The sequence below is a fragment of the Paenibacillus sp. FSL R7-0204 genome (genome assembly GCF_038002225.1).
GTDB lineage: Bacteria > Bacillota > Bacilli > Paenibacillales > Paenibacillaceae > Paenibacillus_AQ.
Map to the genome: position 1 here is coordinate 5,674,203 of NZ_JBBOCA010000001.1, position 22,200 is coordinate 5,696,402.

Annotated in this window: 19 protein-coding genes; 2 read left to right on the forward strand and 17 right to left on the reverse strand. The window is 51.9% G+C overall.

What is annotated here, in order from left to right; translation table 11 throughout:
- Window positions 1–184 precede the first annotated feature (184 nt).
- Together MKX42_RS24860 and MKX42_RS24865 are read right to left on the reverse strand one after the other, a co-directional pair.
- On the reverse strand, window positions 185–1,402 hold the full coding sequence (locus MKX42_RS24860) for an aminotransferase-like domain-containing protein (protein ID WP_340755418.1): 1,218 nt from the start codon (window positions 1,400–1,402) through the stop codon (window positions 185–187).
- A gap of 67 nt (window positions 1,403–1,469) precedes the next feature.
- The gene (locus tag MKX42_RS24865) at window positions 1,470–2,126 is read right to left on the reverse strand and encodes a response regulator transcription factor (RefSeq protein ID WP_340755419.1); all 657 of its coding nucleotides are present in this window, start codon (window positions 2,124–2,126) and stop codon (window positions 1,470–1,472) included.
- 370 nt (window positions 2,127–2,496) lie between these two features.
- Here MKX42_RS24865 and MKX42_RS24870 point away from each other — a divergent pair, with 370 nt between their 5' ends.
- Window positions 2,497–2,904: a hypothetical protein gene (locus tag MKX42_RS24870; RefSeq protein WP_340755420.1), complete on the forward strand. Its 408-nt coding sequence runs from the start codon at window positions 2,497–2,499 to the stop codon at window positions 2,902–2,904.
- Entirely contained in the window at window positions 2,901–3,968 is a 1,068-nt protein-coding gene (locus tag MKX42_RS24875; RefSeq protein WP_340755421.1) for a phosphodiester glycosidase family protein, read from the forward strand. The genes MKX42_RS24870 and MKX42_RS24875 overlap by 4 nt, the downstream gene beginning before the upstream one ends.
- A gap of 388 nt (window positions 3,969–4,356) precedes the next feature.
- On the opposite strand, the gene MKX42_RS24880 is transcribed toward MKX42_RS24875, so the two are convergent.
- The 15 genes from MKX42_RS24880 to MKX42_RS24950 all read right to left on the reverse strand — a co-directional run bounded on the left by MKX42_RS24880 (window position 4,357) and on the right by MKX42_RS24950 (window position 22,200).
- The gene (locus MKX42_RS24880) at window positions 4,357–4,611 is read right to left on the reverse strand and encodes an AbrB/MazE/SpoVT family DNA-binding domain-containing protein (protein ID WP_036697751.1); all 255 of its coding nucleotides are present in this window, start codon (window positions 4,609–4,611) and stop codon (window positions 4,357–4,359) included.
- Window positions 4,612–4,762: 151 nt separating this feature from the next.
- Entirely contained in the window at window positions 4,763–5,227 is a 465-nt protein-coding gene (trmL, locus tag MKX42_RS24885; protein ID WP_036697752.1) for a tRNA (uridine(34)/cytosine(34)/5-carboxymethylaminomethyluridine(34)-2'-O)-methyltransferase TrmL, read from the reverse strand.
- Between the two features lie 182 nt (window positions 5,228–5,409).
- Window positions 5,410–6,501, reverse strand: coding sequence for a 3-phosphoserine/phosphohydroxythreonine transaminase (gene serC / locus MKX42_RS24890; RefSeq protein ID WP_340757799.1), 1,092 nt, complete (start codon window positions 6,499–6,501; stop codon window positions 5,410–5,412).
- A gap of 106 nt (window positions 6,502–6,607) precedes the next feature.
- Window positions 6,608–7,492, reverse strand: coding sequence for a hypothetical protein (locus MKX42_RS24895; protein ID WP_340755423.1), 885 nt, complete (start codon window positions 7,490–7,492; stop codon window positions 6,608–6,610).
- A gap of 374 nt (window positions 7,493–7,866) precedes the next feature.
- Window positions 7,867–10,614, reverse strand: a complete 2,748-nt coding sequence (locus tag MKX42_RS24900; RefSeq protein ID WP_340755424.1) for a GH36-type glycosyl hydrolase domain-containing protein — start codon at window positions 10,612–10,614, stop codon at window positions 7,867–7,869.
- Window positions 10,615–11,181: 567 nt separating this feature from the next.
- The gene (locus MKX42_RS24905) at window positions 11,182–11,376 is read right to left on the reverse strand and encodes a hypothetical protein (protein ID WP_340755425.1); all 195 of its coding nucleotides are present in this window, start codon (window positions 11,374–11,376) and stop codon (window positions 11,182–11,184) included.
- Window positions 11,377–11,522: 146 nt separating this feature from the next.
- Window positions 11,523–12,947, reverse strand: coding sequence for a type I glutamate--ammonia ligase (gene glnA / locus MKX42_RS24910; RefSeq protein WP_036697759.1), 1,425 nt, complete (start codon window positions 12,945–12,947; stop codon window positions 11,523–11,525).
- Window positions 12,937–13,215, reverse strand: a complete 279-nt coding sequence (locus MKX42_RS24915) for a hypothetical protein (RefSeq protein ID WP_340755426.1) — start codon at window positions 13,213–13,215, stop codon at window positions 12,937–12,939. The genes glnA and MKX42_RS24915 overlap by 11 nt, the downstream gene beginning before the upstream one ends.
- Before the next feature lie 14 nt (window positions 13,216–13,229).
- Window positions 13,230–14,276, reverse strand: coding sequence for a 3-deoxy-7-phosphoheptulonate synthase (gene aroF / locus MKX42_RS24920; RefSeq protein ID WP_340755428.1), 1,047 nt, complete (start codon window positions 14,274–14,276; stop codon window positions 13,230–13,232).
- Between the two features lie 355 nt (window positions 14,277–14,631).
- Window positions 14,632–15,588: a 4-hydroxy-3-methylbut-2-enyl diphosphate reductase gene (locus MKX42_RS24925; RefSeq protein ID WP_076079775.1), complete on the reverse strand. Its 957-nt coding sequence runs from the start codon at window positions 15,586–15,588 to the stop codon at window positions 14,632–14,634.
- A gap of 57 nt (window positions 15,589–15,645) precedes the next feature.
- Entirely contained in the window at window positions 15,646–17,094 is a 1,449-nt protein-coding gene (locus MKX42_RS24930; protein ID WP_340755429.1) for a sensor histidine kinase, read from the reverse strand.
- A 1-nt stretch (window position 17,095) separates the two neighbouring features.
- Entirely contained in the window at window positions 17,096–17,782 is a 687-nt protein-coding gene (locus MKX42_RS24935; RefSeq protein WP_036722376.1) for a response regulator transcription factor, read from the reverse strand.
- A 130-nt stretch (window positions 17,783–17,912) separates the two neighbouring features.
- The gene (locus tag MKX42_RS24940) at window positions 17,913–19,574 is read right to left on the reverse strand and encodes a S1C family serine protease (RefSeq protein WP_340755432.1); all 1,662 of its coding nucleotides are present in this window, start codon (window positions 19,572–19,574) and stop codon (window positions 17,913–17,915) included.
- A 264-nt stretch (window positions 19,575–19,838) separates the two neighbouring features.
- Complete coding sequence (locus tag MKX42_RS24945) at window positions 19,839–21,050, reverse strand: MFS transporter (RefSeq protein ID WP_340755433.1); 1,212 nt, start codon at window positions 21,048–21,050, stop codon at window positions 19,839–19,841.
- Window positions 21,051–21,204: 154 nt separating this feature from the next.
- Window positions 21,205–22,200 (reverse strand): ROK family protein, encoded by a 996-nt coding sequence (locus MKX42_RS24950; RefSeq protein ID WP_340757800.1) that lies wholly within the window; start codon window positions 22,198–22,200, stop codon window positions 21,205–21,207.

Here is a 22,200-nt window from a genome sequence, read left to right on the forward strand (position 1 = left end):
GGCGAACGGGTTCAAATCAGTCACCATCAGTTTAGGTTTTGCCTGGCACGGCCAGTAACAATCCGGTAAACGATGTGTTTATGGAAGATTTAATTGACTCCAGCCTAACATAGCATCCGGTAAAATTCAAATGAAAATCCGCTCATTTTCCGTGAAGCTCGTATTTAAGCCCGTACCATCTCGCCTAGCTGCGGGCCGTGAACTCGGTCACCGCTTCACTCATCAGGTTCATCCCGAGCAGCAGCTCATCGCGGCCGGGATGGCTGAAGTTGAGCCGGATGCGGTCGGAGCCTCCGCTTACACTGCAGAGCGGACCTGGAAGGAAGGCTACTCCCTTTGACAGCGAAGCACGCAGCAGAGCCATCGCATCCAGTCCTTCGGGCAGCGATACCCAGAGGAACATGCCGCCGGCCGGCATGTCGTAGACACTGTTCTTCCAGGCCGGACGCTTCAGCAGCTCCGCCATCAGCTTCAGGCGGGTATTGTATTCGCGGTTCAGCAGCGCGATATGCTCCCGCAGATCAAAGGCCGACACACTGAGCAGATGATGCAGCAGCCGCTGGTTCAACGAACTGGACTGCCAGTCTGCCATCTGCTTGGCGGCAGCCATCATGCCGATCAGCTCGCGGCTTCCCGCCGCCCAGCCCGTCCGCAGCGCCGGCGCGACCGTCTTGCTGAAGGAGCCGATGTACAGCACATGCCCGCCTTCGCTGACATTCTCCAGCGCGTATAGAGTAGGATATTTCTTGGAGGGATGGCTCTCACTCCGCTGAAAGTGCAGATCGCCATAGGAATCATCCTCTACGATCAGCACATTATGTGAGATGCACAGCTCCAGAATCTCTTGCCGCCGGGCAAGGCTCCAGAGCACTCCGCTGGGATTGGTGAAGCTTGGCGCAGCGAACAGCATCTTGGGCCTATAGCTGCGGATCGTTCGGCGCAAATGATCCGGCAGCAGGCCATCCCCATCCCCCTGAACCGGAATAATGACGGCTCCCTGCATCCGCAGCGCCTGCAGAATACCGGGAGACGTCGGATTCTCAACCAGCACATGATCCCCGGGATCGATATACACCCTGGACAGCAGATCGATGGCCTGCTGACTACCCGTTGTCAGCAGCACTCCGCCTTCGGCTACCGCTACTCCTTTGCTGCGGAGCCAATCTCCGGTCAGCCATTCACGGAGCGGGCCATACCCTTCAGGCTCCCCGTACTGCAGCGCACTTGCATCTGTGGAGATAACGGTAGATGCCGCCTCAGACAGCAGTGACAGCGGAAATAATTCTTCTGCCGGGAGCTCCTCTGCCAGCGAGATCAGCGTACCCCGGCGTGTCTCCTTACGGATACTCAGCAGCGGTGAAGATAACAATGTATGTGCGCGCGAAGAAAACTCATACTTCATACGCTTCCCCCCTTTATCTGGTTTAAGAATATTCCAGTCGTGACGCCATTATGTCGTACTACAGGGATTATGCGTAGATTTGCTTGTTCTGCCTTGAGAAAAGCGCGAACTTCTCAATCGCCTGCGCTCTTGTCGATACTTCCAGCTTCACATAAATCTTGCGCAGGTAGTTATCGATTGAACGGCGGCTGACTTCAATTTCAAGTGCGATTTTGTCGTATGTAATTCCTTGCACAATGCGTTCCATGATGAACATCTCAGTCTGTGTCAGCTGCAAGACACCTTCCAGCCCTCTGGAGGAGGCTACCGGACGGAAGCCCTTTTCGATCCATTCCAGCGGAATCGAGAGGAAGCCTTCGCGGATTCCGCGGATCATCTGCAGAAGCTGACCCGGGGTGGCCCCCTTCGACAATACCCCGCTCGCTCCCAGTTCAACCAGGGGCAGGAATATTTCCTTATCGTTCTCCTCCGTCATGATAATAATGTGGGAGCACGGTGAGCTTTTTTTCATGTCCGGCAGCACCTGCTCTACGGTTCCATCATGCATCTGATAATCACTCAGTACCAGATCAGGCCGGGATTCCTCCATGCCCGCAAGACATTCTTCCCAGGTAGCGTACATTCCATCTACCGTCAGTCCCTCCTCATCTTCCAGAATTAATTTTGTTCCCAGCATACTTGTGGGATGACATCCCACGATGACCACCTGCCAGACCTTCGTCATTAATGCCCAGACCTCCTGCTATCTATATAATTTTCCAGAATGGAAAGCGCTGTAAGCGTTTCCTGTCAACACGCAAGCAAGGATCTATGCTGTCCTAAGTCTATTCTTCCTACTTTTACCTTGAATACGTCCATCAGATATTCCAATCTATAGAAATTGTATCGCAGTAGTTTAACAGGATGCAATTACTTTTTGTCGTTTCTGCGCGGCTCTTTCACTTTTGCGAAAAACCTGAAAGTCTGATAGAATGAGGACTTGAAAAATAACCCCACAAAGTGAGGCTTTGGCTTCGATGTTTACTCAGATACTTTGCGAGGACCCCGAAACATGTAAATTCTTTATCTTGAAAAATATGGCTTGAGGTGATGAAATGCAACCGCTAGCGGAATCGACCCGGGTACACTCTCGCCGGAGTGCGGAGAGAAGCGGCTCGTCCGTAAAATGGTTTCTACTGTTCTGGATTCTGATGATCGCAACCGGCGTATATGCCGTGTACAGCTACACCAATCATCTGAAAGATCAGGTGCTGAGCGAGCTTGGATCTCAAAGCCAGCAGCAGCTTACCGTTTTGAAGACCGACTACGAGTCCAAGATTGCCGTCCTGTCAGAACAAGTGAAGGAGCTTCAGAGCACCGTGCAGACGTTCAACGAGCTGCTGACCTTCACCAAGGATAATGCCAGCAACAAGACGGACAACAGCAATAAGCTGTACACGCAATTAAGCGAGGTCAAGAAACAGCTTGATACGCTCAAGAAAGAGATGGATCTGCTGAAATGATGACTCCTGTCAAAAGAGTGAACCGGTTCTTCATGCTCCTGACCGCTCCATTGTTCGGACTGCTGCTCTGTCTGTGGCTGTACCAGCCCCCACTTGAGCTTAAGCTGAATACCGCCCCCTTCGCAGCTGACCCCGGACCCGTGACTGAAACCGCCCAATTGAAGCAGGACCTCGCTGTGGCCAAGAGCTATGCCGCTTACACCATAGACTCTATCGGCACCAGCGCACAGCTCTACAAGCAGACCACGAATGCTATGAACGCGTTGGTCAGCACAGCAGCAGCCCAGACCTCCCGTCCCGAGCGGATCTACAACAGCCGGATTAGTTCCCGGCTCGGCATTCCCGCCGATGTGATCAGCAGCGGCCGGATTACCATCGAATTATACCGGCTGAACCCCGGCAACTATACAGCATACGCAATGAAGATTAAGCTGAAGGATTCCTCAGCCATGAAGATGAGCCTGGCCGGTGACGGCACGGGCGCTTCGGAGACCACCATGCAGGCCGTGAACCGCTACGGCGCTTCGGCCGGTATTAATGCCGGCGGGTTCGCTGATCAGAACGGCAAGCGTTATCCGCTCTCGACCACTATCGTCGGCGGACAATATCTGTACGGCTTCGAGCCCAGCTACAAGGATCTCAGCTTCGTCGGTCTTAACAAGTCCGGCCAGCTGATCGGCGGCAAGTTCACCAGCCGTGACCAGCTCGATCAGCTGGAGCCGGTATTCGGGGCAACCTTCGTCCCCGTGCTGCTGAAGAATCAGAACAAGACAGCCATTCCGCTGAAGTGGCAGCTGGCCCCGAAGCGCGCACCGCGCACCGTCATCGGCAACTATAAGGACAATCAGCTGCTGATTCTGGTCGCTGACGGATATAACGAGAACGGCAACTCGGGAGCTACACTGGCTGAGCTGCAGGATAAGCTGTACAATCTCGGCGTCATCGATGCTTATAACCTGGATGGCGGCGGCTCATCGTCCATGATTTTTCGCGGCAAGGTCATCAACAAGCCTTCAGACGGCAATCTGCGCCGTGTACCGACCAACTTCCTGTTCTTCAAGTAATTCCGAGTATAACCGTCAATGCTAAATATCACATTTTCATTTATTTTTACAGATTAAAAGGGTATACTCAGGGTAACGAAGATCGTCAATAATGGAGGTGCCTGCATGTCGTTCTCCCTGACTTTTTGGATTGTGACCCTGGTATTCGTACTATTTCTGGCCGGTATTCTTACTTCTTCCTACAACGACGACAAGACTAAGGGGCTGTGACCCGATCTCCGCGAACCATCCGCGGGACGTATACCACAAAAAGGAGCACCGCACTGATGTGTGCGGCGCTCTTTTTGTGTTCTTCATTATTCACTGAAGCCGAGTCCAACCAGCATCCATGTTATAAGACGCCGCTTACGCGTTTTAACCCTATGTAGATAATTGATGCGCTCTACGCTTACGCGTGTTTTGGCAGTTGGGTCATCTCGGTAAGGCAGCTTGAACAAATGTAACGGTCTTTATATTCACTTACGCCTTCCATTGATCCGCAGAAGACACACTTCGGACGGTAACGCTCCAGAATAATGTGGTCGCCCTGAACGAGAATTTCTACAGGATCACCTTCATTCATTTGATACCTTTTACGCAGAGACTTAGGCAGAACAATTCTACCCAGCTGATCTACTTTACGTACAACGCCAGCAGGTTTCATATCTAACTTACACTCTCCTGTTCAACTTATGATTAGTAGTGCCATTCTGACTTCCAAGTTCACGTACCTATTACTTTCTTCGGCACTAATCAACTATTTCGTTACTAAAATGTCGAATCCTGCTGAAAAAAATAAAAAATGATGTCAACTTTTAGAAAAGTTGTGGGAAATCCAGTTGCCGAAGCGCTTCATAGACCACAATCGCTGCTGAATTAGACAAATTAAGCGATCTGACCGCCTCACTCATCGGCATCCGCATCGCCGTTTCCTGACCAGCCTCCAGGATCTCTGCCGGCAAGCCCTTGGTTTCTTTCCCGAACACAAAGAAGTCACCATCCCGGAAGGCGAAGTCGCTATAGCGCTTCTTGGCCTTGGTGGTCGCGTAGAAGAACCGCCCTTCCTGATACTTCTCCAATACTTCACTGAAGGAATTATGATATTCAATATTCACTGCATGCCAATAATCGAGTCCGGCACGCTTCAGCGTAGCATCGTCTGTGCGGAAGCCCAGCGGGTGTACGAGGTGGAGATGAGTACCTGTCGCCGCACAGGTACGGGCGATATTGCCGGTATTCGCCGGAATTTCCGGCTCCACCAGCACAATGTGTAATGCCATAAGCGGATGCTTCCTCTCTGTAGGGTCTTAAGGACTGCGGCGGAGTAAGTACCCGCAGCGCCTCCTTGGCCCTGTGATGTATTCTTGCTGCTGTTTGCAGGTACAGGCCGGGATCAATGATCCTGGCTATGGGCAAGAAGAAACCTTCCGCTGCAAAGCGGAAGGTCAGGAACGTTCTTTCATTACCCTTGAGTTTGCCGGAAATGCTTCATGAAATCAGCCAGCGCCTTAACGCTCTCATGTGGGACGGCATTGTAGATTGAAGCCCGTAAGCCGCCTACGCTGCGGTGTCCCTTGAGGCCGACAAAGCCTTCCGCTTCGGAAGCTTTGATGAACTGCTTCTCCAGCTCCTCCGATTGCATCCGGAACGTTACATTCATGATGGAACGGCTGCCTTCTTCCGCAACTCCGCGGTAGAAGCCGTCGCTGCCGTCGATATAATCATACAGGAGACCTGCTTTGTCACGGTTCTTGGCTTCAGTGCCGGCAAGCCCGCCCTGTTCCTCAATCCATTTTAACACTTCGTTAACCATATATACAGAGAAGGATGGCGGCGTATTGTAGAGTGAGTTGTTCTTGTAATGAGTATCATACCGCAGAATCGTCGGAATATTCGCCGGAGAACTTGCGATCAGCTCTTCCTTGGCAATCACTACGGTGACGCCCGACGGTCCGAGATTCTTCTGCGCACCGGCATAGATCAGGCCGAATTGGTTCACATCGAAGTCGCGGCTCAGAATATCACTGGACATATCGGCAACCAGCGGAATGTTACCGGCATCAGGATACTGTGCATACTGCGTACCTTCAATCGTCTCATTCGAGGTGACATGCAGGTAAGCCGCATTGTCCGCAGCCTTGATGCTGCTAAGCTCGGGAATAGCAAGGAATTTCTTATCTGCCGAGGATGCGGCTACATGCCCGCCGCCTGTCAGCTTGGCTTCCTTCAGGGCTTTGTCCGCCCAGCTTCCTGTCATGACATAGCTGCCGACCTGGCCTTCACCGATAAGGTTCATCGGAACCATGGCGAACTGTGTGCTTGCTCCGCCCTGGATGAACAATACCTTGTAGCCCTGCGGATTGCCGAGGAGCGAAAGCAGGCGTTCCTGAGCTTCATTATGCACGGATTCGTATATCGCCCCACGGTGCGACATCTCCATAATGGACATTCCGCTCTCCCGGAATTCAACGAACTCCGCCTGTGCACGTTCCAATACTGCCAGCGGCAATGCTGCCGGACCGGCATTAAAATTGTATGCTCTCTTGCTCAAAATAACTCCCACCCTTTCTCTCCTATGAATATGGATATCGCTATGATAGCAGATAACGATAAACACCAGCAAGTATAATTATTCACATAAGAGGTAAGCTAGACCGCATTCAGGAGGCCGAAAACAGATAGCTGCGGCTCCACCCCTTGCTGTGACGCGGTAAAATAGTGATGTCAGCAAAAACTTCGGGTGAAATCACATGCTTGTCTCCCCACAGTGCAATCCGCTCAGCAGCAAAATCTCCGCTCTCTCTGATGCTCGCTCCAGTAGGTTTATGGATCAGCTCCCAGTAGTAATCCGCCTCCGCCTGCTCCCAACCTTCGAGTCTGCAATAGAATTGGCGGTCCGTTTCCCCGGCCCATGTCAGGCTATTCCCGTCTATGCTGAGCAGATTCTCCGTATACGCTGATTCCGGGTCCACGATCTGCGGCATTCCCGGCAGCCTAAGCTCATAATCTGTCCCTACGAGTGCTTGATCAATGCCGACAAAATTATGAATATACTCTTCAATCCGCAGCGCTTCCGTCCCTGTATTCTCTACCCTGTAAGAAATGTCCAGCCGGTTTCCTTCCAGCTTCAGCGTCTTGACCAGCCGCATGCTGTAGCCCCGGCATTCCAGCGGCTGCACAGTGTATGTAACCGAGTCTCCGCTCCACTCTTCAGTGACCGGGAATGGTTTTAGCGGATACTCCCCTACGAATGAATAAGGCTCATCGCTCTGCTTCTGCAGCAGCCCAATACCGAATTTGGGGAACCATTCCCCAGGAGCAGCATCTTCATAACCAATTGCCCGGGAAATGCCAAACTCATTGCAGAGGCCCACCCCTCCCGTACCCTGTCCGGGCACCAGACTTTCCGGAACGCAAAAGGTATGCCCGCCCTGCTCCAGCTTCACGCCTGTAATAAATCCTGTCCAGTCAAAACGGGTGCCTCCATAGGCTCCCACATCAGCAATCTCTACCGTCAGTACTCCATTGGATAGTATACGTGTCATTGATCTCTTTCCTTTCTGCCCTGGTTGGACGCAGCACATCCTATCATAGCATTTCCAGGTCCATTTTATATAAGACGCTCTTAAATTTTGAACTTGAAGCTTCATCGTCACTGCGGTGAACATTTGACTTCCAGCCGCTGTTGTCCCTAGATTTCATAATTTTGAACCGCTGCTAGCGGTAGAAATCCAGTGACTGCTGCGGCTTCCGAAGCGAGCTTTCCTGCGGAAAGCTTTCAGGCGGACGCTACCGCTCCTACAGTTCCAAATTTCCCCTCCGTTTCTTTTGCTTTTTGTTTATTTCTTTAGTGCTTCTCATAAAAACGCCTGCTCTGCGAGGACCGGCAGAGCAGGCGATAGAGCTCAGCAGCTCCGGCTTAGGCCAGTTCTACCTCCAGCAGATGAATTTCTCCTTCAGGCAGGTCTGTCAGCTGACTGCGCGGGATCACAGCACCCTCTGAGACGCGCTGAAGCGTTACCTCAGCCCCGTTCAAGCGAACTGCGAGTATTTGGTACTCTCCGTACTCCGTGCTTCCAGAAGCCGTATAGACGACTTTCAGCTCACGTCCGGCAAAGATAGTTTTGATAGAGGCGCTTTTATCGCCGTCAAACTGTTCATTCACCAGCTTCGGCTGCAGCAGCAGATCGCCGAGCTTGCCTTTGACGCCAAACACTTCAGTCACCATCGTCAGGAGCAGCCAGCTTGCTGAGCCAGTCAGATACGTGTACATTCCTCTACCCTGCTCATTGATATATTCCGGGATTCCGGGATACATCCGGCTGACCTCGAAGTTTGCACTCAGGTTATACAGTGAATCCAGCACCTTGCGGCCCTCTTTGACGTATCCGCGTTTATACAGCGCATTGCCGTACATAACGGTCATGTGGCTGAACATCGCTCCGTTCTCCTTGTGTCCGAAGGCGAAGCCGAACGCCCGGCCCAGATTCTGCTGAATGCCGCCGAAGTTGCTGTTCAGACGGTAGCCGATTTTCTCATCGTACAGATTGCGCTCTACCGCAGAGATAATCGCAGGAATCTGCTCTGGAGCCGCCGCGTGGCCGAGGAGAGGGAAGACCTGTCCGGTAAGCGTCATCCGTGTGCTATCAGCCCATTCCCCTTCTACACGTTCACCGTCATTATTATAATAACCGTTGAACCAGCCGTCGCCATGTCTGCTCTCTACCCATTCATTGCGGCGCAGGTGATCGAAGATCCATTCCGCCTTACGGGTGAGATCTGCTGCAACCTCTTCAAGCTTCAGAACAGCTCTTCCCCCGCTTACCTTATTCGGTGCTGCAGCATAGAAGCGGCTGAGCAGCTCATGCTTGGCTGTAACCGATTCATAATCGACAGCTTGGCCGAGCGAGTCAAGCAGCAGCACCATCTCTTCTGCCAGCTCCAGTGTATCTCCGCCAGTCCGTTCCTTCAGGGTAATCAGCAGCTTGGACAGATCCAGCAGGTTGCTGGCATAGAAGGCTGTGAAAGTGACACTTTCGCCCCGCTGCGCTGCCATATCGAGGCCATCGTTCCAGTCCGCTCCTTCCAGCAGGATGTTGTTATGCTCACCCACATTGAAGAAAGGAACCAGATTCTGCAGCAGGATATGCTCCAGAATAGTACCTGTATAGACTTCGCCCGCATTCGTCCGCAGACTGCTTCCTGCACCCGGCTCCCAGGAGGTATCGCGGTCCTTACAGCGGTTCATGAAGGTATCACGGAAGTAGGTCTGTTCCTGCAGCAGGAAGTCCAGATCCCCGCTCTGATCCAGGTATAGCATGGTGGTCAGGAACGGCCACGCTCCATGGTCCATCCAGACCCGGGGAATATTGTTGCGGTCGGCAATGAATTCGCCCGGCTGCTGCCCGATGATCGTCGCATTGCTGCCGTCAATTCGCACTCCGGCATAGTTGTTCAGCAGCAGGCTGCGTACATCCGCAGGCTCCATAATCAATAGAGCCAGGCAATCCTGCCAGAGATCGCGCCAGCCGCGTCCCCCTCTGCCATAATCGTGGTAAGGAAGGAACGAGTTGCCGTATAGTCTGCGCAGCACCGGCTGGAGCGTGACCCATTTCATCCATTCGTCAGCGGCATGATCTCCGGTATGGAATTCTACCGTATTGACTTTATCCGCCCAGAAGCGCTTATTCTCTTCAAGCAACGCGTCAAAAGCCGCAGCCGAGCCATATTTGGCCATCAGCGCCTGCACATCGATTCTATCATTGTCAATCGCCATGACTACGACATAAGAATGACTCTGACCCGGCTCCAGAGTGATCGCAGCGAACCGCAATCCACCCAGCGCCTCATAACCTTCCCAAGGCACTCCGCCATCTTCCCCAATCGGCGGCGCCAGATTGTTCACAACCGCTTCCGGCCAGTCCAGACTACCGCCCTCACCAATGAATTCTTCCTGCACCGGGAATAATCCGGTTGGCAGCGCTCCGCCCTCATCAGCCCCGAATACCCCGTACGAAGTATGATTCACCCGGTGTCCGCGTTCGTCGAAGGACAGGGCAGGCTGCACCTCTACACCATAAGCCGAAGTATTGACCCGGTTCAGCAGCGAGGTGACATGCCGGTGATCGCGCAGATCATCCGCAGAACGCGCATACAGTGGAATAGCCGCAGTAGGTGTCAGCGTAAGCGCCTCTGTACCGCTGTTTGTAAGTACCACCTTCATCAGCTCAACCTTGTCATTGCCGCAGGGTACGAAGCTTGTGATCTCCGCTCTCAGCCCCAGCTCCTTACTCTCCCGCGTCACCCGATGCCACAGAAGTCCTGCCTCCAGCAAGGATTCATCTGCCGCTTCGCTATAGAATTCCGCATTCTGCCGTGCAGAATTGCCCGCAGCCGACCAGGCGCCCTTGCCTTCAATGTATATCCAGAAATTGCGCGAGGCGCGGGAATTATGCAGATCCTCCACCGAGACGGGCGGTGTCAGAAAGGTATTATGGCCCGAAGTGGCCTGACCATGCAGCTTAGGGCTGACCGAGGACATCATGCCTCCTTCATTAACTAGCGGAAAATATAAAAAGCTGCTCCGGTCCGGCTGCTCCAGCCGAAAGTCCCCGTTATTCCCGGTGAAGCTCCAGCCTGTTCTTGTCACCTTTGATTGATCCTTCAATACATTCATCCTCCCTGTTCCCTAACAGTAAATATCTTCTTGTTTGCGATGACCACATTAATTGCATAACCACATAGTTGAGTAACACATTAATTGCATAACCACATAGTCGAGTAACACATAATTGCATAACCACATTGTTGCATTAACACTTAATCGCAAAGCCCGGTACCGCTTTCCGAAATCGGTTTCGGTTTCATTATCACACCGTTAATTCCCTTTGTAAAGCCTTATTTGTGACTTATGAGCAGAGATTAATGTGCACAATTAATACTCCAAAACTCAGATCACTACATATAATTGTAATTTTATTGCATTAATACTATTTTAGTAACGAAACTTAACGAAACCGCAATATTAAGCTATTTACGACAAATGAGAACAGGGCTCCACATCTGCGAATTAGCACACATCTTCCCCGAATTAAGGTGCACTAGTGCTCCCTATTTGGCTCATTTGCCCACTTTTGCCGGATTCAGGTGCACTTGTGCCCCTCATTTGGCTCATTTGCCCACTTTTGCCGGATTCAGGTGCACTTGTGCTCTTCATTATTACTCTCCCTCAGCTTTAATCATCAGCAGCACCAACAGAGGGAATTATCCCTTTCATTTTAGCTTCCAGCCAACTTTTCGCTGAATCTGAGGGATTTATCCCTTTCATTTCACTCATTTGCCAACTTCCAGCTAATTCTGAGGGATTTATCCCCTTCATCTCACCTTCCAGCCAACTCCCCGCTAAATCAGAGGGATTTATCCCTTTCACCTTCCACCATTCACCTCACCCTCCATTGCGCTCAGCCGCCACCGAAGTTTGTTTACACGATAAATACAAAAGGCCCCCGGAATCAAAAGATTCCAGGGGCCTCTCTATGCAGCTATAGCTATTTTCACATTAGCTTATACTATCTCTTATACGTCGAAGTACAAGGAGTACTCATGCGGATGAACGCGGATAGCAACGGCTTGAGCTTCGGAACGCTTCAGTGCGATATAGTTATCGATGAAGTCCTTAGTGAATACGCCGCCCTCAGTCAGGAATTCGAAGTCAGCCTCCAGTGCATCCAGAGCTTCGTCCAGGGAACCCGGAACGCTGCGGATCTTCTCTTTGTCTGCATCAGACAATTCGTAGATGTTCTTGTCCAGCGGACCGTAGCCCATTTCTTCAGGGTTGATCTTCTTCTTGATTCCGTCCAGACCAGCCATCAGCATAGCGGAGAAGGCCAGGTAAGGGTTAGCAGTGGAGTCCGGTGTACGGAATTCGATGCGACAGCCCTTAGGTGTCACAGCAGCAACCGGGATACGGACAGCAGCGGAACGGTTACCCTTGGAGTAGACCAGGTTGACCGGCGCTTCATAGCCAGGAACCAGACGTTTGAACGAGTTGGTGCTTGGGTTCGTCAGCGCGATCAATGCAGGAGCATGATACAGGATACCGCCGATGTAGTGCAGCGCCATTTCACTCAGGTTGGCATATGCACCTTTTTCGTAGAACAATGGAGCATCGCCATTGAAAATCGATTGGTGAACGTGCATTCCGCTACCGTTATCGCCGAACAGCGGTTTTGGCATGAAGGTTGCTACCTTGCCGTATTGACGTGCAGTATTTTGCACAATGTATTTGTAAGTGAGGAGATTATCAGCTGTTTTCTTCAGGGTGTCGAAACGGAAGTTGATTTCCGCTTGGCCTGCTGTTGCTACTTCATGGTGATGACGCTCGATTTCGAGGCCGGCTTCACCAAGCAAACGGCACATTTCACTGCGGATATCCTGCTGGGAATCCACTGGAGCTACAGGCACGTATCCGCCCTTCACGCCAACCTTGAATGCCATGTTGCCGCCTTCTTCCTTGCGGCCAGTGTTCCATGCTGCTTCCTCGGAATCTACGTAGAAGGAAGAAGTATTCATTCCGCTCTCGTAACGTACATCGTCGAAGATGAAGAATTCGGATTCAGGTGCGAAGAATGCTGCTGTACCTACACCGCTGGATTGCAGGAATTCTTCAGCCTTCACTGCGATACCGCGCGGGTCGCGCTCATAACGTTCGCCATCAGGTGTGAAAATGTCGCACATAATGTTCAGTGTCGGGTGAGCAGTGAACGGGTCAATGTAAGTAGTGCTTGGATCAGGCATCATTACCATATCCGACTCTTCAATCCCCCGGAAGCCTGTAATGGAAGAACCATCGAATGCTACTCCATTTACAAATGTTTCTTCTTCAACTGCGGATGCTGGCAAAGAGATGTGGTGAGCACGTCCACCCAAATCTACAAACCGGAAATCCACCCACTCGATATTGTTTTCCTTGATCGTCTGCAATACTTTTTCAACCGACATGCTTAATTCCTCCCCAGATTCCGAACATTAGGCCGCTCATCGTATCAAATGTTCTTGTTTTTATTTTTTTGCTGTCGTCATTATAAATCGCATACCTAACATCGTCAATGCTTATGTCAGGTATTTCTTGCGACAATGTAAGATATTCTGACGCTTTGGTGAAAATACCAAATTCATCCGGATTCCATGTCACCTTTGTCCCGTAGGCAGTAAAAACAGCCCTCATCCCCCAGCCTGAAGCGGGAGAAGAGAGCTGTTCAATAGTCAATTACAGGTTGAACATTATACTACAGATGAAGCCTCCAGAGACGGAGAGAACTTGCGGCCCACCAGCGGTGCCAGCTTCTCCAGATCCCGCAGCAGGCTGTCAAATTGCTCAGGGAACAGGGACTGCACGCCGTCACCGGTCATGGAGTTATCGGGGTCAGTATGCATCTCGATGATCAGACCGTTGGCGCCTGCAGCAACCGAGGCCTTGGCCATAGGGGCTACCAGTTCACGGCGTCCGGTGCCGTGGCTCGGGTCAGAGATTACTGGCAGGTGGCTGAGGTTCTGCAGCACAGGAATGGCCGACAGATCCAGGGTGTTGCGCGTGTAGGTCTCGAAGGTACGGATGCCGCGCTCGCACAGCATGACATCCCGGTTGCCTCCGGCGAGAATGTATTCCGCCGCATTCAGCAGCTCATCATAGGTCGCACTGAACCCGCGCTTCAGCAGCACAGGACGGCCGCAGGTCCCCAGCTTGCGCAGCAGGTCAAAGTTCTGCATGTTGCGTGTACCTACCTGAAGAATATCCGCATGCTCGGCACAGATATCCACATATTCCGGCGTCATAACCTCAGTAATGGTCAACAGGCCGTGACGTTTGCCGGCTTCAGCCATCATTGTTAGCCCTTCCACGCCAACCCCCTGGAAGCTGTAAGGTCCGGTACGCGGCTTGAAGGCACCTCCGCGCAGCACCTGGCCGCCGGAAGCCTTGACCAGCCGGGCAATCTCATCGATCTGCTCTGGAGATTCCACGGCACACGGACCGCCCATAATAACCATGTTCTCCCCGCCGATCTTCACTCCGCGGATATCGATAACTGTATCCTCCGGATGGAAGTCGCGGCTTGCCAGCTTATAGGATTTGGTAATCTTAACTACATTCTCTACGCCCTTCATCTGGCGCAGATGCTCGGCAAGCTTCGGAGTGACACCCCCGACCAGTCCGATTACGGTATGGTCAGCCCCTACAGAGAGGTGGACCTGCAAGCCTTCCTTCTCAATCACGGCAATAATCTCATTCACCTGTTCCTGAGGTGTTTGGTTGGATGTAATAACGATCATATTATAGCTCCCCTTTTGGACCCGTATTAGTGTTGTTGGATAGACCGGAACACTGCCGATTCTCTAATTCACTATCTCGCTACGACGCGTGTACGCTTTTAAGCACTAAAGTGATTTTATCGCATATTCCCCTTTCAGTCAACCATTATTCCCCCGTTCTGTGTGAATTCTATGTGGCAAAACAAGTGGAAACGGCATTGCTGTCCTTTTATAAGGACGGTACCGTTTCAGCGAGAAATAGAAGGATAATTTATCGTGTGCAACATAAAATTCTTATATTTCGAAAAAAAGCAGCACAGCCCGCTCAGGCCGTACTGCCGGTTAATCGCTATGAGTTCATCGTGATTCAGAGCTGTCAGCTGGTGCTTGCTGTCTTATTCTTCACCGGAGGCAGAAGCTTCGCCATATTGACCGTGCGCTTGATCTCCCAGGTCTCCGGCTTCGCTTCGTCATACTGCTCCAGATAATTAATAACTTCCTTGGTGATCGGTGTCGGCGTAGAAGCGCCGGAAGTCACACCTACCTTGGTGATTCCCTTCAGCCACTCCGTGTTCAGCTCGGAGACGTCAGCGATCCGGTAGGCCGTAACTCCAGCGATCTCCTCTGATACTTGTGCCAAGCGGTTAGAGTTATTGCTGCGCGGATCACCGACCACAATAACCAGCTCGCACTGGCCCGCCTGTTCAGCGACAGCTTCCTGCCGTACCTGCGTAGCCATGCAGATTTCATTATGGACCTCAGCGCCGGGGAAAGTCTCCAGCAGCTTGCGCATAATATGCTTAATATCCCACTGGCTCATTGTGGTCTGATTGGTAATGACAATCCGTGAGGAAGGAATAGAGAGGCCGGCAATGTCCTCTTCCTTCTCGATCAGATGGACATGCTCCGGCGCAATTCCCACCGCACCTTCGGGCTCCGGATGGCCTTTCTTGCCGATATAGATAATTTCACAGCCCTCGTCTACCTTTTCCTTGATGAGGTCATGCGTCTTGGTCACATCCGGACAGGTGGCATCTACCGTAGTAAGCCCTTTGGCGCGTGCCATCTTACGGACCTCGGGAGATACCCCGTGCGCTGTGAAGATGACTGTTCCCTTATCTACTTTATCTAGAATATCCAGACGGTTATGCCCGTCCAGCGTAATGATCCCGTCATCCTCGAAGGAGTTCGTGACATGGCTGTTGTGTACAATCATGCCCAGTATATAAATCGGCCGGGGCAAATCAAGATTCTGCGCAGCCTGCCGTGCCATCACCATAGCATCGACGACGCCATAGCAATAACCCCGGGGAGAGATTTTGATGACTTCCATGAATTCACCGCTTTCTGCTGTCAATGACTGCTGTAATAGGAGCCACTCAATTATACCCTATTCCAGCGGCGGGGCAAAGAGAAGCGGCAGCCAGATCACAAAGGTAGTCCCTTCCCCCTGACGGGTAACCACCTCAACAGAGCCTCCATGCTCCTCAATAATCCATTTGGCAATGGACAATCCGAGCCCGATACCTTCCGTAATTCCTCTGGATTCATCTGCGCGGTAGAAGCGGTCGAAGATATGCGGCACCTCATCTTTGTCCATCCCGATTCCCGTATCGGCAATGCGGATTCCCACCTGATTCTGATACAGCAATGCATCCAGCGCAACTTCACCGGCCGGGGTATATTTGAACGCATTGTCAATGAAAATAAACATCATCTGCTGCAGATAATCCTTATTGCCCAGGATATACTTACCGTTCAGATGGCCCATATCACCGACAGACCACTCCGCCTCACGCGTCAGGAAGGACGCCCGGCGGGCCACTTCAGTCATCATCGGCTCCAGTGCTACCGGCTCGATCTCAAAGGTCCGGCCGGTATCCGCCCGGGCCAGGGAGAGCATATCCGCTACCAGACGGCTCATTCGTGCCGCTTCATCAGCGATATCCTTCACCGATTCAATCGAGAGCTGGCGGATATCCGCCTCGGACATCCGGCTGTCATCCGGCTTCATCTCCCAGACCTTTTGCAGCAGATCAATATTCCCGCGGATAGTTGTAAGCGGTGTCCGCAGCTCATGCGAAGCATCCGAGACGAAGCGGCGCTGCGTGGCATAGGCCTCCTCCAGCCCCGTATAAAAGCCCTCCATCCGCCCGAGCATACTGTTCACCGTCTCAATCAGCCGCCCGATCTCATCCTGCGGACCGTCATATACGATCCGCGAGCTAAGGTCAGTTCCCGTCTGTATCCCGTTCGCAGCTTCAATGACCTTGCCAATCGGACTCATCGCCTTACGTGCCAGGAAGAGGCCGAAGGTGAAGGCTGCGAGCAGGGTAGCAAAGGAGCCGGCCAGCAAAATATTCTTCAGCCGGTTCAGCAGGGTGACCTGCTCCCCCGTATACACGGCAACCTGAAGGACAGCAGGGAAACTGCTGTTATTGAGATTAATGTCGAAGCCCTTCTGATAGATCAGAAAAGGATTGCCGCCATAGCTGGCTTGCAGGAACCCCTCCTCTCCGGGGAGATCCTCCTTGGCGGGAACCTTGAACTTCAAGCTGATCTCGGTCATGTTCGGACTGGGGATCAGCCTGTCCAGATCATAGATGTACATCTGGGCGAACAGGCTTTGGCCCGCCGGCCCGCCTAGCACCGGCTGCAGATTGCCGTCAGAAGTCAGCCCCTGCTTCAGTTCAACCTGATGGGACTGGGTCAGGAGCCGGCTTTTCAAATCGCCATACGTATTAATATAGACAAAGCCGTAGATTACGGCTGACAAGACTAGCAGCATAACGGCAAGAATCCCTGAATACCAGGCAGTGAGCCGCAAACGTATGGACATATTAGTCACCTCTTAGGATGTAACCGGCTCCCCGGATCGTCTGAATCAGTCGCTTGCCGCCATGCTCCTCCGTCTTCTGGCGCAGCATGGCAATATATACCTCCAGGACATTGGATTCCCCGCTGTAATCATAGCCCCAGATCTTATCCATAATGAGATCGCGGGAGAGCACCCGCTTCGGATTCTGCATGAACAGATGCAGCAGTTCGAATTCCTTCGCCGTCAGCTCTAGGCGCCGCCCGGCGCGGGTCACTTCCCGGGAATCCACATCCAGCGTAATATCCTCATAGGTGACCGCCTGATCCGGGCTTCCGCCCTGCTCGCTTTTGCGCCGGAGCAGCGCCCGGACTCTGGCCAGCAGCTCCTCCAGCGCAAACGGCTTCACCAGATAGTCATCTGCGCCGAGGTCCAGCCCCTTCACCCGGTGCTCGATTTCATCCTTCGCGGTCAGCATCAGCACAGGAACACTGCTTCCACCCTCCCGCAGACGGCGGCATACCTCGAACCCGTCCACCTGTGGCATCATAACGTCCAGAATGACCACATCGGGATCACTATTCAGAACGGCGCGCAGCCCGTCTGCCCCGTTGGACGCGGTCTTGACATCATAGCCCTCAAATGCCAGCCCGCGGCGGAGCATGGAGGTTATTTTCTCATCATCATCAATTATCAGTATATTCGGTCGCATCCGGCAGCCCCCATTGTCTCATTCATATATCTCTATTGTATCAGATGCACCCGTCTCTCCGCATCCGTACACGAACAGCACAGAGCGGAAGGGTTGCCCCTTCCGCTCTGCCGCTCACCGTCTAGTGTGCTTATTGCTTCTGAGTCTGTGCAGTCTCGAAATCATTCTTATTGCCGATCGTTACCGGCAGATCCAGCTTTTTGCCGTCACGGACCACATTCAGAGTCGCCTTATCGCCTACCTTAAGCGTCTGGATATAAGTGATCAGATCCTGGCTGGTAGCGTAGCTCTTTCCGTCAATTCCAGTAATGATATCGTAAGGACGCAGATCCGCTGTATACGCAGGAGATTTGAAGACAATTTCAGCCACTACAGAGCCTTCTTTAATCGTTGTCCCCATTTGCTTGGCAACTTCATCGGTAATCGTCATTAGCGTAGCCCCAATGAAAGGTACCGGTTCCTTAGGAATTTCCTGATTGGCTTCAAGCTTATCTACCACGCCTTTAATGGTATTTACCGGAATCGCAAAGCCGATACCCTGAGCATCTCTGCTTACTGCAACGTTCATACCGATGACCTGGCCGTTCATGTTGAGCAGCGGTCCGCCGGAGTTCCCCGGGTTGATCGAGGCGTCGGTTTGCAGAAGATTTTTGTAGGTTTTTGTACCACTGCCGTCTTCTTCGTTGATATCAATACTGCGGCCTCTGGCGCTTAGCACCCCGGTTGTCACCGTATGGTCGAAGCCCTGCGGGTTCCCGATCGCCACGACCTCTGAGCCGACTTTAATGCTGTCGGAATCGCCAAGGGCTACGGACGGGAAGTTCGATCCTTCAATCTTCAGTACAGCAAGGTCCAGATCCTTGCTTGAGCCCAGCAGCTTCGCTTCATAAGTCTTAGTGTTGCCATCCACCGTAACCTGAATCACATCGGCATTATCAACAACGTGCTGATTAGTCAAAATGTATCCGGCAGAATCATAGATGAAGCCTGTGCCAATACCGTAAGGTGTAAGCTGCGGAGAAGAATTATTCGAGCCCGGCTGGGATTCCGAATTATTCGAACCGGAACCCCCTCCGCCGAATTGATCACCGAAGAAGAACTGTGAGAACGGATCGCTCATATTCGGGCTGCTGCTTCTGTTCCGCGAGTTGCTCGCTTTCACCAGTGTCTCAATTTTGACGACTGCCGGCCCTACCCCTTCAACTACGCCGGATACGTCTCCTGAGCCGGTGACCAGCGCCGCTGCGGAATTGGAAGGTGTAATATTAGCACTGCCGCTTGCCGTCTTCCCTGCCGGATTCGTTGCAACCGTGGTTGCCTCCTGGCCTCCGGTGAACCAGTTCCCCCGGTCTGCCATGAACATGGAGCCTGATAAAACTACCATTCCGGCGAGAAAAGATACCAGTACCGCCTTCACCGGTTTCTTCGGCTTACGATTATATTGCCAGCCGTTGCCCCCCTCAGGAGGATTGCCGCCCCGTCCGCCGTTCCCGTCATTGCCGGTAGTGCGGAGCGAGGTGTTATACGGTAAGGACTTCACCGGCTGTGGAGGTGTAACCTCAACCCGCTCAGGTTCGCGGCGGTTATAATGCTGCGGGTCATTGCCGTTCATCTCATCATTGTTCATCGATTTGAAAGGTCCGTAAGAATAGTAGTAGGAGCCGCCTTCTGCGGATGAATTAGTGCTGTTATCAGTATCATTATGATTATTGTCCCATTCACGATCCGGTCCCGGTTCATGATCACGATTGTAGTTGTTCTCACGATTGAAGTTGTTTTTGTTATCGTCCATGTTACTTTCCTCCCGCGCCTTGCCGTGTCAGGCAAAGTGTTATTTGTTTTGATGTCCTTATTTTGTACTGTAAACCTTAAGGTCACATTAAAAACAATTTAAGCGGAGATAAAAGATACCCTGACGATTATAAATAGTTTGATTAATCAAACAGATCTTCTACAGTACGGATAGGCTTCACTTCCATAGGTTCTTTAAAAGCCGCCATATGAAAGTAGGCTGCCAGCCAGATGATTGCGCATATAAGAATATAAGCCACCCGGTTTATTCCCTCCCCAAAGTGGATTGGCCCAGCAGCCGGTTCACCCGCTCTGCACTGCAGAACATGAAGATCAGGAGCGTAAGTACAGCAAAGGGGAATACGGCAATGCTGGTGCGCACGGATAAAAGTCCGAATAACGGCGGAATTAACGTTGTCCCCGTATAGGCTACCGCCATCTGATACCCGATTAAACGGGCTGAATTCTCCTTGCCGAACCGGCCCGGCGTCTCATGCAGGAGACCCGGATAAATCGGTGCGAGGCCAAGACCAATCAATATCAGTCCTGCAAGTGAGAGGGCCGGCTGGAGCGGGATTACAAGAATAGCTCCGCCTATAATGGTCACCAATTGACCGTAACGGATAAGCAGGCGGTTATGGACTTTCAAAGTGATGAAGCCGGTAATCAGCCTGCCAACTGTAATGCCCGCGTAGTATACGGAGATCCATGCCGCCGCTGTATCTGGTGCAATCCCTCTTGCGCCTACCAGATAGCTGGCGCCCCAAAGTCCAACCATTGCTTCTATTCCGCAGTACAACAAAAACGTCAACAGCGTAGGCTTAACCCCCCGCAAGCGGATAGTGTTCTCCTTCGGCTTAAGGTTCGCTGCCGCTTCATCTGGAAAATTGCCGCTAAGCGATGCGGGAAGCTGAGGCTCACGCGTGGCAGCAACCTTTTTCCATAGCGGAAGCGTCACTAACAGAATCATCGCGAATCCGAACTGAATGCCGGCAACTACCGCATATCCTCCTCTCCAGGACTGGGCGTGTACGAGATTGACTGCCATAATCATGGGTCCCAGGGTCGCGCCTACGCCCCAAAAGCAGTGCAGCCAGCTCATATGATGAGCCTTGTAATGTTCAGCCACATAATGATTCAGCGCCGCGTCCACTGCTCCTGCCCCAAGACCTAGCGGAACCGCCATTACAATGAACCACAACACGGATGGCGACACGGAGAATCCGAACAATGAGGCGGCGGTTAAGAGGCAACTGACAAAGGTAATTCGTCCTGTCCCCAGGCGTTTCACGATTGTATTGCTGAACAGACTGGACACGATGGTCCCTGCGGCAATAATCATCGAGATGATTCCCGCTGATCCCAGCGATGAACCCATCTCCGGCCAGATCACGGGCCACGCAGAGCCAAGTAAAGAATCAGGAAGTCCCAGACTAATAAAAGCCAGATAAATAATAATCAAAAAATACGTAGACAAAGATTCTCCTCCTATAATAACTTAATAAATATTCTTTATAAAGTATATATACTAAGTATGTTCTCTCTCTTATTTTTTGTCAAGGAGCGGTTTTACTCATCCAGAAAACAACAAAAAACCCCTGTATTTAACAAGGGTTCTTAGTACGTTCGATTTAGCCGGGCTCAGGCTCTAACTCCTTCAGGGTCAGCCTCCGCAGACCGTGCTCGAAATCTTCCTGGAAGGTGTGCTGTAAGACGACCTCCGGATAAACAGGCATGGGATGCTGAAGCTGATAGGCTGTCCAGGCCACTGTCCAGACTTCCTCCTCCACTCTGTCCTGATAGATGACAATTCTATCCGGGGCCAGCACAGCATTCACCGTTTGTAAGATCCTGCAGGTTACCGCTATGAATGTGTCCCGGGTCATCTCCACGCTCCACTCAGGCATATCGGGAAGGAACTTTACCTCTCCTGACATCCCCTGATTTCCTTTTAGGATGCTGCCGTGCAGGTATATCCCCATACCCGGCGGGTAACCGTTCGGAAAGTAGAGACCCAGTAAATATTGCTCTTCGCCTTCGATATGCTTCATGCAATATCCGCTGATCGCTGCATTCACATCATTCTCCACCAGAATAGGCAGCCCAAACCGGGTCTCGATTTCTTCTATTAACCGTGAGCCCGTCAGTTCCCTGAGACTGCTGACCTTAATTTCACCATTTACCGCTTGTCCCGGAATACCTAAGCCAATCACCTTGACCGAAGGATACTGGCTTAGTGCATGTTCAATGATTGTATAGATAAAATCTCTTTCGAAAACCGGGATGATATGCTCATCCTTCATCAGAATATCGTCCCTCAAATTGATAACTGCGGAGGAGACCAGGACCTTCCCCGCTTTTTCTGTCACGTACATCACCAACGCAAGGCTGAAATCGTAATTATAGCGATAGGTCTGTGCGGGTCTGCCCCCGTTGGAAGGCACCACCAAGTCTTCAAACAACTCCCCTAACTCGGACAGTTCCTTCACTAATGAGTTCACAGTTACTACGCTCAGCTTGGTCAGTGCAGCTAGCTGGGGTTTTGTAGCCGTCTCCATACGTTTCATCACCTGGCGCACATTATTCAGGTTAATTTCCTTCATCAGATTAGCGTTTGCTATTCGGAT